The following is an 11957-nucleotide window of genomic DNA, read 5'->3' on the forward strand; positions in this document are numbered from 1 at the left end:
TCCGGCCGCGCAATCCGCACGACGACGCCCGCGCTCGCCGACTACGCTCGAAGGCGTGACAGAACGCGCCCCGCTCTCCCGCAAGCTCTCCGCCATCGCCGAGTCGGCGACCCTCAAGGTCGATGCCAAGGCGAAGTCCCTGCAGGCCGCCGGTCGACCGGTGATCTCGTACGCGGCCGGCGAGCCCGACTTCGCGACGCCGCAGTCGATCGTGGATGCCGCGGCCGAGGCGCTGCGCGACCCCTCGAACTTCCGCTACACCCCCGCCGCCGGGCTGCCCGTGCTGCGTGAGGCGATCGCCGCCAAGACGCTCCGCGACTCCGGCCTCGAGGTCGACCCGTCGCAGATCATCGTGACCAACGGCGGCAAGCAGGCCGTGTACCAGGCGTTCCAGGCCGTGGTGAACCCCGGCGACGAGGTGCTGCTGCCCGCGCCGTACTGGACGACGTACCCCGAGGCGATCGCGCTGGCCGACGGTGTGCCCGTCGAGGTGTTCGCCGGTGCCGACCAGGACTACAAGGTCACGGTCGGGCAGCTCGAAGCGGCGCGGACCGACAAGACGACCGCTCTCGTGTTCGTCTCGCCCTCGAACCCCACCGGCGCGGTGTACACGCCCGAAGAGACCAGGGCCATCGGCGAGTGGGCGGTCGAGCACGGCATCTGGATCATCTCGGACGAGATCTACCAGAACCTCGTCTACGAGGGCGTACGCGCCGTCTCGATCGTCGAGGCGGTTCCGGATGCCGCAGCCCAGACGATCCTCGTCAACGGCGTCGCCAAGACCTACGCGATGACGGGCTGGCGCCTGGGCTGGATGGTCGGCCCGAAGGACGCCATCAAGGTCGCCGCGAACCTGCAGTCGCACCTGTGCAGCAACGTGAACAACATCGCTCAGCGTGCCGCCCTCGCGGCGCTGTCGGGTCCGCAGGCCGAGGTGGAGCAGATGCGCCTGGCATTCGACCGGCGCCGCCGGCTGGTCGTGTCGGAGCTGTCGAAGATCGAGGGCGTGACGGTCCCGAACCCGCTGGGCGCGTTCTACGCCTACCCGGACGTCCGTGGGCTGCTGGGCCGCGAGTGGCGCGGCAAGACGCCGACCACCTCGCTCGAGCTCGCGGACCTCATCCTCGACGAGGCCGACGTCGCGGTCGTCCCGGGTGAGGCGTTCGGCCCGAGCGGCTACCTGCGGCTGTCGTACGCGCTCGGCGACGACGCCCTGCTCGAGGGCGTGCAGCGCCTGCAGCGACTCTTCGCGTCCTAGCGGACCGTCACCGGGCGGGCACTGCGGTGTAGCGCGTGCTCGGCCGTCCCGCGGTGGCGTAGTCGAGCGAGCGCGCCGCGAGGCCCGTGTCGGCGAGATGCTCGAGGTATCGGCGGCAGCTGACGCGCGAGAGCCCCACGATCTCGGCGATCTCACCGGCCGACGAGCCGGAGTGGGCGCGGAGAGCGGCTGACACGACCTGCAGGGTCTCCCGCGTCAGCCCCTTCGGCAGCGGATGCCGATCCACCGGGCTCATGACGGCGTCGATGTCGCGCTGATCCAGCGCCGCCGACGGATCGGGGTGACTGGCACGCTCGCGCAGCACATCATCGATCCGCTGGTGCAGCTCACTCGCGGTGAACGGCTTCACGAGGTAGTGCCGCGCCCCCATCAGGCGCGCATCGCGCACGGTCTCGACGTCGCGCGCCGCCGTGACCGCGATGACGTCCGGCTGCGCCAGGGACGCGTCGGCCCGGATCTCGCGCATCGCGTCGATACCGGAGAAGCCCGGCAGGTGGACGTCCAGCAGCACGAGGTCCGGCTCGAGCTCGCGCATGGCGACGACAGCCTGCGGACCCGTCGCCGCCGTGCCGACCAGCTCGCAGCGCGGGTGGGCGACCACGAAGGCGCCGTGGAGCGCGGCGACGGCCGGCACGTCGTCGACGACGAGCACGCGCAAGAGCCCGGTCATGAGACCACCCTCGCGTCGACCGGGAGCGTCAGGGTGAACCTCGCCCCGCCCCCGGCCGGGCGGTCCAGCACGACGTCGCCGCCCCGGCGACGTGCGATCCGGCGCACGAGCGCGAGCCCGATCCCGCGCCGGCGCGCGCTGCCGTCCTTCGTGCTGACCCCCTCGTCGAACACCGTGTCCGCGATGTCGGCGGGAACGCCGGGGCCGGTGTCCTCGACGACCGCGCTGACCACGCCGTCTCCCGCCGTCACGGAGATGTGGATGCGGTCCGCCACGTCGCACGCGTCGAGCGCGTTGTCGATGAGGTTCCCGAGCACGGTGATGAGATCGTCCGAGACCTCGGGCGGCACCGGACCTGCTGCCTCGACGGTGAGCCCGATGCCCCGCTCGCGCGCCTGCACGGTCTTGACCGACAGGAGCGCCGCCAGTTCGCCGCCGAGCTCCGTCGCATCACCCTCGACGCGCAGCGTTCCGCCGGGACGGGTGCGCGCGATGAACTCGCGCGCCTCGTCGACCATCCCGAGTTCCAGGAGGCCGGCGACGACATGCATGGAGTTGGCGAACTCGTGCGCCTGAGCGCGCAGTCCGTCGGTCAGCGACTGGGCGCCGTCCATGTCGCGCAGCGCGGCATGCAGCTCGGTGTGGTCGCGCAGCAGGAGGGAGCCGCCGACGGGCGACCCGTCGTCGCCGCGGATTCCGGTGCCGCGGGCGATGAGCGCGCGCTCGCCGGAGAGCACCACGCGGCCGTCCGGCTCGCCATCCTCCAGGACTTCCAGGATCGGGCCCTCGAGCACCTCGCGGGCCGGGCGGCCGACGAGGTCGTCTCTGCCGAGCAGCCGTGCAGATGCGTCGTTCGCGAGAGTGATCGTGCCCTCGGCGTCGACCGTGATGACGCCTTCGCTGAGCCGGTGCAGCATGGTCTCCCGCTCGAGGACGAGCTCGGCGATCTGATCGGGCTCCAACTGGAAGATCCGGCGCCGCACGATCGCGGTGACCCAGGCCGCACCGAAGACACCCGCGATCGCGGAACCCGCCACCGCGAGCAGCACCCACGGGAGCCACGTCTGCAGGTCCGCGGCCAGCTCCGACTCGAGCATCCCGACCGAGACCGAGCCGATCACGTCGGCGGGCTCGTCGCCGGCTTCCGCTTCGTAGATGGGCACCTTCACCCGCCAGGACTCGCCGAGCGTCCCGGTCTGCGTCCCGACGAAGATCTCTCCCGACAGCGGGATGGAGGGGTCCGTCGAGACCGGCTCCCCGATGCGGTCAGGATTCGGATGCGACAGCCGGATCCCCTCGGCATCGGTGACGACCACATAGGCGAGGTCGGACGACTCACGGATCAGCTCCGCGATGGGCTGGATCTCGACGGTCGGGTCGGCGGTGTCGAGGGCGTCGAGGATCGCAGGCAGGCTCGCGATCGAAAGGGCCACGCCCACCATGCGCTCGCGTGCCTGATCACGGATGATCCGCTCCTGGATGCCGATGGCGACGGCGCCGGTGGCCACCGTCGCGACGCAGACGATGAACGCCTGCAGGAGGAGGAGCTGCAGCCTCAGCGACATCGCTCGGGCCATCCGTCCATTCTGCCCGCGCAGGCCTGGCGCCGCCGCGACCAATAGTTGCGGAAGCCTCACTTAGTTCCACAACCGCGACACCGCCGGTTGCGATGCCTAGCGTCTGACAGCACAGCCGGGGCGTCGATGCCCCGCACAGCTCGAAGGAGAGCCGAAGCTCATGCGTACCAGGATCATCGTCGCCGGCATGGCCGGAATCGTCGTTCTCGCACTCGCCGGATGCAACCCGCAGGGCGGGGCGACAGACGGCGCCCAGACCGACGGCGCAGCCGTCGAAGCGCCCGAAGCCGTGCAGATCATCGTGCCCGCCGACCCCGGCGGAGGATGGGATCAGACCGGGCGGGCCATCTCCGATGTGCTCACCGCGGAGGATCTCGTCGGAACCGCGTCGGTGTCGAATGTCGGCGGCGCCGGTGGCACCGTCGGACTCGCCGCGCTCGCCAACGAACGAGACCCGAACACCCTCATGGTCACCGGTCTCGTCATGGTCGGCGCGGTGGAGACGAACTCCGCCGAGGTGAGGATGGAGGACACGACGCCGATCGCGCGGCTGACCGAGGAGCCCCTGGTCGTCGTCGTCCCCGCGTCGTCCGAGTACGAGACCCTCGAGGACCTCATCGACGACGTGGTGGAGAACGGCCAGGACGTCACGATCACCGGAGGTTCCGCGGGAGGCGCCGATCACATCCTCGCGGGCCTCCTGCTCGAAGCCGCAGGCCTCGACGGCGGGGACATCGCCGAGAAGCTCAACTACATCCCGAACGCCGGCGGCGGCGAGGCGGTCTCCCTCCTGCTCGGCAACAACGCGGCGGCCGGAATCTCCGGTGTCGGCGAGTTCTCCCAGTACGTCGACTCCGGCGACCTGCGTGCGCTCGCGGTCTCGAGCGAGGAGCCCGCCGCACTGCTGCCCGAGGCGCCCACGATGGTGGACGAAGGCTTCGACGTCGTGTACACCAACTGGCGCGGACTGCTCGCTCCGGGCGACATCTCCGACGAGGAGGCCCAGGCGCTGGTCGATCTGGTGACCGAGCTGCACACCAGTGCGGGATGGCAGAGCACCCTCGAAGAGCGGGGCTGGGCGGACGCGTTCCTCGTCGGCGAGGAGTTCTCGAGCTTCCTCGAGGAGAACATCGGCGAGGTGCAGACGACGCTGAAGAACATCGGGCTCGTGCAATGACCACACCGGCCACTGCCGACCGGGGCGCGGCGGACACGCCGCGCCCCGGCTGGACGCCCGATCGCGTCGGCGAACTGATCTTCGCCGCTCTCATCCTGGTGCTGGGCATCGCCACTTTCGTCGGCGCCTTCGCGATCCGCACGCCGGCCGGCGTCGCCGTCGGGCCGCGGGTCTTCCCGTTCCTCGTCTCGGCGATCCTCGTCGGCGCCGGCATCGCCCTCGTCATCGGGGTGCTGCGCGGCAAGCTCGGCGCGCGCGAGGAGGGCGAGGACATCGATCCCAACGCCAAGACCGACTGGTGGACCATCGGCAAGCTCGTGGCCCTCATCGTCAGCGTGATCTTCCTCCTGGAGATCCTCGGCTGGTGGCTCGTCGCCGCGATCCTCTTCGGCGGCTCGGCGTGGGCGCTCGGCGCGAAGCGGTGGTGGCTCGCGTTCCTCATCGGGCTCTGCCTCGGCATCGGGACTCAGCTGCTGTTCGGCGAGGTGCTCGGGCTCTTCCTCCCCCGCGGCATGCTGTTCGACGCGTGGTACGGGCCCGGCCCGCTGTTCGGCTAGGAGATCGCCATGGACAACATCAACCTGCTGCTCGAGGGCTTCGCCACGGCACTGCAGCCCGAGAACCTGCTGTTCGCGTTCCTGGGCGTCGTGATCGGCACCGCGGTCGGCGTGCTCCCGGGCATCGGTCCCGCCATGACCGTCGCGCTGCTGCTTCCGCTGACCTACACCCTTCCGCCCACGTCCGCGATCGTGATGTTCGCGGGCATCTACTACGGCGGGATGTACGGCGGTTCGACGACGAGCATCCTGCTGAACACGCCCGGGGAATCGGCATCCGTCATCACGGCCATCGAGGGCAACCGGATGGCCAAGCTCGGCCATGGAGCAGCGGCGCTGGCCACCGCCGCCGTCGGCTCGTTCGTCGCCGGAACCATCGCGACGGTGCTGCTCACGCTCTTCGCCCCGATCATCGCCGAGTTCGCGGTCAATCTCTCGCCGGCGGACTTCGTCGCGCTCATCGTGGTCGCCTTCATCACCGTCGGAGCGCTGCTGGGCTCATCGGTGTCGCGCGGACTCGCGTCCCTCGGGATCGGCCTCTTCATCGGGCTCATGGGCACCGAAGCGACGACGGGTCAGGCCCGCTACACCATGGGCATCCTGGCCCTGTCCGACGGCGTGAGCGTCGTGCTCGTCGCGGTCGGGCTCTTCGCGATCGGCGAGACGCTCTACGTCGCCGCGAGGCTCCGGCACGGTCCCATCCCGGTGATCCCCGTGACACGAGGCTGGCGCAGCTGGATGACCCGTGAGGACTGGAGGCGATCGTGGAAGCCGTGGCTGCGCGGCACCGCCATCGGCTTCCCGATCGGCACGATCCCCGCCGGCGGCGCGGACGTCGCGACGTTCCTGTCGTACGCGGCCGAGAAGAAGGTGTCGCGCGACAAGTCGCAGTTCGGTCGTGGAGCGATCGAGGGCGTCGCGGGACCCGAGGCTGCCAACAACGCAGCGGCCGCCGGAGTCCTCGTCCCCCTGCTGACACTGGGACTTCCGACCACGGCGACAGCGGCGATCATCATCACCGCGTTCCAGTCGTACGGCATCCAGCCCGGTCCGCAGCTCTTCCAGAATCAGGGCGACCTGGTGTGGGCGCTCATCGCGAGCCTGTACATCGGCAACCTGCTCCTGATCGTGCTGAACCTGCCGCTCGCGGGCATCTGGGTGAAGCTTCTGCAGATCCCCCGGCCGTACCTGTACGCGGGCATCGTGATGTTCGCGGTGCTCGGGGCATACGCGGTGAACTTCTCGACGCTCGACATCCTGATCCTGCTGATCGTCGGTGCGCTCGGATACGTCATGCGTCGCTTCGGGTACCCCATCGCTCCGCTCATCGTGGGGCTGATCCTCGGTCCCATGGCCGAGCAGCAGCTCCGCAAGGCGCTGCAGCTGAGTCAGGGCAGCGTCGTGGAGCTCGTCCTCTCGCCCTTCGCCGCCATCTGCTACGGCGTGCTGGCGCTGCTCATCGTGGGCGGCCTGTGGCTGAAGCGACGTCAGAACAAGTACGAGCACGCCCTCGAGGCATCCCTCGCCGCGACCTCGTCACCGGCGGCGGCCATCGATCGGATGTGGGAGCCCGGCGAGCGCCCGACCGACATCACGACGGCGACGATCCGCACCGAAGAAGCGGCGAAGCGGGCCGAGCGCGAGAGGCGCGACGTAGAGGAGTGATCGGCCGCGCGGTTGAGGGCGGAACGCGGATGCCTCGAGTCGAGGCATCCGCGTTGCTTGTCTCCGGCTCGGTCAGCCGACGTTGTTCAACAGCCAGCGCCCGGTATCCCAATCGAAGACGAGATGGAACTCCACCTCTTCCGGTTCGCCCTCCTCGGGAGGATCGAGTGTGTTGCCGTCCTCATCCTGGAGGTACAGGCACGTCTGCTCGACCGTCGCGATGATCTCGTCGTGGTGCATGTCCCACAGCGTCCGGTAATAGGTGTCGACCGGCTCCATGGTCATGTCGCACCACTCCGCGCGCTCCTGGATCCAGCTCTGCAGCGCGGCGCAATCGGTCAACCCGCTGCCGTCACGGAAGCCTTCGGTGGTCGATGCCATGAGCGCTTCGCAGTTCCCTCCGACGATCGCCTCCTCCCACTGGGCGAGCGTGCGGTCGGACTCGGCCCTCTCCCCCGGGGCCATCTCGTTCTCCTCGCGCCCGTCGTCGAGATCATGGACCGCTTCGACTAGCCACTCGCCACCGCTCTGCCGGACGTGGTAGCTGGCAAGGCTGCGCCACTCTGAGATGCCCGGGTCATCGCCCGGCAGGGAATCCGGGTCGACCGGCATGGTCATCACGACCCCGATGGTGTAGTTCCGCGAGCCGGTCGAGGTGATGAGGGCGGGTTTCAACTCATCGTCCGCACCCTCCAGCGAGGCGCTCACCCGCCAGAAGGTGTCGCAGTCCACGATGTTGAGCGCTTCGCGCCACGCCGCGGACGTGGACGTCAGGTAGTCCTCGCAGTCCTCCGATTCCCACGCCTTCTCGTACATCTCCACTGCCGCGAGCGCCGCCTGCTCTTCGTCGTTCGCCGGCTCGACAGCCGGCCCCGCGATGTCCCAGTCCTCGGGGTACAGCAGGCCGTCCTCGGACTCTGCGCTCTCCGTGTCGTCGGCTGTCGCGGGTGCCGCCTCGGTCGGCGCCGGCGTCGCCATGGCGCCGGGCGTCGAGAGCACCCCCGACACCAGGACCGCCGCCCCCAGGCCCAGAGCCACTGCCACGACCGCGGTCGCTGCCGCTCCCGCCGCGATCCACGGCCACGTTCGCCGGCGCGGAGAGGCTGGGGTGACGGGAGCCCCCAACACCGTGCTGGGGGACTCCCGGTCGGGTGCCGGGGGCGGCGGCGCGGCGTCCACCCAACGGGTGCCGTCCCACCAGCGCATCCTGCCGCTGCCGTCGTCGTACCAGCCAGCCCCCGGTGCGCTCATGGCGCGTCCCCTTCCAGCCCGGTGGACGCCCCCAACGCGTATGCGCAAAGAGTAGGGCAATCGGCGCGGCGGGGATAGGCCGGTCGCGGCTAGAGGTCGACTCCGACGAGCACCGGCTCGGGCTGGAGGATGAGGCCGAACTCGGACTGCACGCGACCCTGGATATAGCGCGCCAGCTCGGCCAGCTCGGCCGCCGTGGCCGTGCCGCGATTCGTGAGGGCGAGGGCGTGCTTCGACGACAGCGCCGCTCGCGACCGCGGCAGCTTGAAGCCCTTGCGCAAGCCGGACTGCTCGATCAGCCACGCGGCGCTCACCTTGACGTCCGGCGCGACCGCCGCCGGCGGCGGGACGTAGCCGTCGAAGTCCGAGAGCGGGATTACGAGCACGGGGTCGAGGTCGGGCGCGACCGGCCAGCGCGGGCACGCGTCGGGCAGCGTTCGGGCGAAGGATGCCGAGACGATGGCGTTCTGGAAGAACGAGCCGGCGCTGTAGGTGTCGGGGTCGTCCGGATCGAGCACCATGCCCTTACGGGCGCGTGTGGCCAGGACGTGGTCGCGCACCCAGGCCACGCTGGCGCCCTGGCCGGCGGCGAGCCCGAGCGCGGTGCGCAGTTGCTCGCCGGCGATCGGCCGCTCGCCCTGGCCGACCTCGGCCAGCTCGAGCGTGACGGAGAGGATCACTGCGCGCCGCTCGGGCACCGAGCCGTAGTGGTGCTTGAGCACCGAGGTGCGGAAGCCCAGTCCGAGGTCTGCCGCGGGGACGGTCGAAACCTCGCCGGTGGATTCGTCGATCAGCTCCACCTCGACGAGCGTCTGGACGATCTCCTGCCCGTAGGCCCCGATGTTCTGCACCGGCGCGGCTCCCACGGTGCCGGGGATCCCCGACATGGCCTCGATGCCGGCGAGGCCCTCCGCCACGGCGTACGCGACGAGCGCATCCCAGTCGTGGCCGGCCTGCACGCGCAGCCGGGCGAGCCCCGGTCGCGCACCCGGCATCCGCTCGATGCCCTGGGTGCGGATGCGCACCACGGTTCCGTCGAACGGCTCATCGCCGACGAACATGTTGGAGCCGCCGCCCAGGACGAACCATTCGTCGCGCTCCGCCCACACCTCGCGCAGCGCGTCGACGAGCTCCTCCGACGTGGACGCCTCGAGCATGCGGACGGGCGCGCCGCCGGTGCGCAGCGTCGTCAGCCGGGACAGCGGGATCGGGGTGACTTCGGTCATGCGGTGCGGACGCGAACCTGCGCCTTGCCGAGAACGGTGGAGTCGCCGTGCGAGACGGTGAGGTCGATGCGCGCCGCACCCTCGTCGACAGCGCCGACCTTGGCGACGACGGTGACCTGCGCGCCGGTCTCGGGGTCGACGACGACGGGGCGCGTGAAGCGGACGCCGTACTCGAGCACGCGGCCGGAGTCTCCGAGCCACGACACGATGGTCTGCACCGCGAGCCCCATCGTGAGCATGCCGTGGGCGAGCACGCCGGGCAGGCCCACGGCCGCGGCGATGTCGTCACGGTAGTGGATGGGGTTGAAATCCCCGGATGCCCCGGCATACCGCACCAGGGCCTCACGGGTCACGTGCACCGTGCGCTCTGCGACGATGTCGCCGACGGTCAGCGATTCGAGCGCGCTCACTGGTCTCCTCCCACGAGGAGGACCGACGTGGCGGTCACGACGTGGCCGCCCTCGGCATCCCGGATGTCGGCGTCGCTCGTCACCATGGCATTGCCTCCCAGCGTGCGGATGCCGGTCACCGACAGCGTCGCGGTGAGCTCGTCGCCGGCCACGATCGGCCGCGTGTAACGGAAGCGCTGCTCGGCGTGGAGCACGCGCGAGAGCTCGATCCCCGAGTCCGGCTCGGCGAGGAGCTGCTGCAGCGTGAGGTCCTGCACGACCATCGCGAAGGTCGGCGGGGCGACGACGTCGGCGTAGCCGAGCGCCTGCGCCGCGACCGGGTCCGAATGCTGCGGGTCGTCGGCGAAGACGGCGCGAGCGAACTCGCGCACCTTCTCACGGCCGACGAGGTAAGGGGACGTCGGGGGGAATTCCCGGCCGACGATCTCGGGGTTCACTGGCACCGTGCCATCCTACCGAGCGGCTTTCGCGGCCCGTCCGTCAGCGACGCCGCCCGCGGACGGCCCGCACCGCCATCTGCACCGCGATGACGGCGAGGAAGGCGGCGAAGAGGACGTTGCCCACGAGCGGGTCGACCGACACGGCGAGCCAGGCGCCGAGCGCCGTGGTCGTGCAGGCCGCCGCACCGATGATCGCGGCAGCCACGAGGTCGACGTTCGAGCGGCGCACGTTGCCGATGGTGCCCGACACGGCGGTCGGGATCATCATGAGGAGCGAGGTGCCCTTGGCCACCAGGTCGCTCGTGCCGAACAGCACCATGAGCGCCGGCACGACGATGATCCCGCCGCCCACTCCGATGAGTCCTGCGACGATGCCGGTGACCACGCCGAGCACCACGAGGCCCAGACCGCTCAGCACCGTCAGTTCGAGAACGGCGTCTCGGGACGGGATCACGATGAAGAGACTCACGATCACCAGGACCAGGAACCCCACGAAGCCCCAGCGCAGGAGCGTCAGCGGCAGTCGGGGCAGGAGCCACGTGCCGATCTGCGCACCGACGACGGCGCCGGCCGCGAGGAGCAGCGCCGGAATCCACGCGACGGAGTCGTGGATCGCGTAGGAGATGACCCCGACGGTGGCCGTGGGCACGATCGCGGCGAGCGAGGTCCCCGCGGCGAGGCGCTGGTCGAATCCCAGCACCAGCACGAGCAGCGGAACGATGACCGTGCCTCCGCCGACGCCGAAGAGGCCCGACAGAAGCCCTGCGACGAGTCCGATGCCGACGCACGTCAGGATGAAGCGAGCGCCTCGCGGCCTCGGCGTGGTGCCGGGCACCGGTCAGTTCTCGATGTCGTCGATGACCCACTCGCCGTCGATGGACACCAGCGTGTACTCGTAGGCGATCTCGGTGCGCTCGGGCTCGTCGAGCGGCTCGCCGTCCTCATCGGTGAGCGCATCGTAGGTCTCGTTCGTCGAGACGACGATCTCGCCGCCGTCGGCCTCGATGTCGAGGACCTCCACGGCGTAGTTCTCGCCCTCCGCGGCGAATCCCTCGGCGTCAGCGGTGAAGGACTCGCAGTCCGGCCAGGACGCCTCGCGGAACGACTCGCTCGTCGAGGCGACGTACGCGTCGCAGTCCACGTTCTGCCATGCGTCGTCGTACAGTTCGACGGCGGCGACCGCTGCTTGATCGTCGGCGCTGGACGGGGCGACGCCCGATGCGCCTCCGCCGGCGTTCATGCCGAGGATCACGGGGATCAGGACGGCTGCGCCGATCACGAGGCCGAGCATCACGACGCCGAGAACGACCCAGACGATCCAGAGCTTCGACTTCCGCGGCGCCGTGGCCGCGGTGAAGATGCCTGTGGCGCCGGCTTCTCCCGGGTAGCCGCCCGGATACGCGCCCTGCGGATGATCGGGGTGGCCGGCGGCCGGGTATTCGCCGGGGCCCGGCTGGACCGGCTCCGTGGGAAGGGCAGGTGCGCCGGCCGCCGGCGGGACTCCCACGCCGAGCGCAGCCGCGGCCGCGGTCTCCGCGGGAAGCGGAGCAGCCTCCGCGGAGGCGACGATCTCGGCCTCCGTCGGGGCATCGGCGTCGGTCTCGGGGTCGGGCGCGACGACGTGCTCCGTCCACTGTGCGCCGTCCCACCAGCGCAGGGCGCCGTGTCCGTCGTCGTACCAGCCGGGAGGTGTCGTCGCCATGGT

At 70.5% G+C, this 11957-nt stretch carries 12 protein-coding genes; 4 read left to right on the forward strand and 8 right to left on the reverse strand.

Going from position 1 to position 11957, the window contains the following annotated elements; translation table 11 throughout:
- Positions 1 to 55: 55 nt before the first annotated feature.
- Positions 56 to 1258, forward strand: coding sequence for a pyridoxal phosphate-dependent aminotransferase (locus tag ASD56_RS00605; protein WP_055960028.1), 1203 nt, complete (start codon positions 56 to 58; stop codon positions 1256 to 1258).
- Between the two features lie 7 nt (positions 1259 to 1265).
- Here the strand turns inward: ASD56_RS00605 and ASD56_RS00610 are convergent, their stop codons facing one another.
- Both ASD56_RS00610 and ASD56_RS00615 read right to left on the reverse strand, forming a co-directional pair.
- A complete protein-coding gene (locus tag ASD56_RS00610) occupies positions 1266 to 1949 on the reverse strand; it encodes a response regulator (RefSeq protein ID WP_055960031.1) in 684 nt (227 codons plus the stop codon).
- Entirely contained in the window at positions 1946 to 3526 is a 1581-nt protein-coding gene (locus ASD56_RS00615; protein ID WP_055960034.1) for an ATP-binding protein, read from the reverse strand. The genes ASD56_RS00610 and ASD56_RS00615 overlap by 4 nt, the downstream gene beginning before the upstream one ends.
- 160 nt (positions 3527 to 3686) lie before the next feature.
- On the opposite strand from ASD56_RS00615, the gene ASD56_RS00620 reads away from it, so the two are divergent.
- The 3 genes from ASD56_RS00620 to ASD56_RS00630 are packed head-to-tail and all read left to right on the forward strand — an operon-like array spanning position 3687 to position 6925.
- Entirely contained in the window at positions 3687 to 4703 is a 1017-nt protein-coding gene (locus ASD56_RS00620) for a Bug family tripartite tricarboxylate transporter substrate binding protein (protein WP_055960037.1), read from the forward strand.
- On the forward strand, positions 4700 to 5260 hold the full coding sequence (locus ASD56_RS00625; RefSeq protein ID WP_082541152.1) for a tripartite tricarboxylate transporter TctB family protein: 561 nt from the start codon (positions 4700 to 4702) through the stop codon (positions 5258 to 5260). Before ASD56_RS00620 ends, ASD56_RS00625 begins: the two co-directional genes overlap by 4 nt.
- Positions 5261 to 5269: 9 nt before the next feature.
- Positions 5270 to 6925: a tripartite tricarboxylate transporter permease gene (locus ASD56_RS00630; protein WP_082541153.1), complete on the forward strand. Its 1656-nt coding sequence runs from the start codon at positions 5270 to 5272 to the stop codon at positions 6923 to 6925.
- A 72-nt stretch (positions 6926 to 6997) separates the two neighbouring features.
- On the opposite strand, the gene ASD56_RS00635 is transcribed toward ASD56_RS00630, so the two are convergent.
- From ASD56_RS00635 to ASD56_RS16300, 6 genes are all read right to left on the reverse strand, one after another.
- A complete protein-coding gene (locus tag ASD56_RS00635; RefSeq protein WP_157535701.1) occupies positions 6998 to 8176 on the reverse strand; it encodes a DUF2510 domain-containing protein in 1179 nt (392 codons plus the stop codon).
- A gap of 89 nt (positions 8177 to 8265) precedes the next feature.
- Positions 8266 to 9402, reverse strand: coding sequence for a UDP-N-acetylmuramate dehydrogenase (locus tag ASD56_RS00640; protein WP_055960043.1), 1137 nt, complete (start codon positions 9400 to 9402; stop codon positions 8266 to 8268).
- Positions 9399 to 9812, reverse strand: a complete 414-nt coding sequence (locus ASD56_RS00645; protein WP_055960047.1) for a MaoC/PaaZ C-terminal domain-containing protein — start codon at positions 9810 to 9812, stop codon at positions 9399 to 9401. The genes ASD56_RS00640 and ASD56_RS00645 overlap by 4 nt, the downstream gene beginning before the upstream one ends.
- Positions 9809 to 10255, reverse strand: coding sequence for an FAS1-like dehydratase domain-containing protein (locus ASD56_RS00650; protein WP_055960049.1), 447 nt, complete (start codon positions 10253 to 10255; stop codon positions 9809 to 9811). Before ASD56_RS00650 ends, ASD56_RS00645 begins: the two co-directional genes overlap by 4 nt.
- A gap of 37 nt (positions 10256 to 10292) precedes the next feature.
- A complete protein-coding gene (locus tag ASD56_RS00655) occupies positions 10293 to 11087 on the reverse strand; it encodes a sulfite exporter TauE/SafE family protein (protein WP_055960052.1) in 795 nt (264 codons plus the stop codon).
- A gap of 3 nt (positions 11088 to 11090) precedes the next feature.
- Positions 11091 to 11954, reverse strand: coding sequence for a DUF2510 domain-containing protein (locus ASD56_RS16300; RefSeq protein ID WP_055960054.1), 864 nt, complete (start codon positions 11952 to 11954; stop codon positions 11091 to 11093).
- Positions 11955 to 11957: the final 3 nt, after the last annotated feature.

Source organism: Microbacterium sp. Root166 (assembly GCF_001427145.1).
Classification (GTDB): domain Bacteria; phylum Actinomycetota; class Actinomycetes; order Actinomycetales; family Microbacteriaceae; genus Microbacterium.

Coding starts and splice junctions, on each gene's coding strand:
- ASD56_RS00610 (WP_055960031.1), bottom strand. CDS start 1,949: ATGACCGGGCTCTTGCGCGTGCTCGTCGTCGACGACGTGCCGGCCGTC.
- ASD56_RS00615 (WP_055960034.1), bottom strand. CDS start 3,526: ATGGCCCGAGCGATGTCGCTGAGGCTGCAGCTCCTCCTCCTGCAGGCG.
- ASD56_RS00620 (WP_055960037.1), top strand. CDS start 3,687: ATGCGTACCAGGATCATCGTCGCCGGCATGGCCGGAATCGTCGTTCTC.
- ASD56_RS00625 (WP_082541152.1), top strand. CDS start 4,700: ATGACCACACCGGCCACTGCCGACCGGGGCGCGGCGGACACGCCGCGC.
- ASD56_RS00630 (WP_082541153.1), top strand. CDS start 5,270: ATGGACAACATCAACCTGCTGCTCGAGGGCTTCGCCACGGCACTGCAG.
- ASD56_RS00635 (WP_157535701.1), bottom strand. CDS start 8,176: ATGAGCGCACCGGGGGCTGGCTGGTACGACGACGGCAGCGGCAGGATG.
- ASD56_RS00640 (WP_055960043.1), bottom strand. CDS start 9,402: ATGACCGAAGTCACCCCGATCCCGCTGTCCCGGCTGACGACGCTGCGC.
- ASD56_RS16300 (WP_055960054.1), bottom strand. CDS start 11,954: ATGGCGACGACACCTCCCGGCTGGTACGACGACGGACACGGCGCCCTG.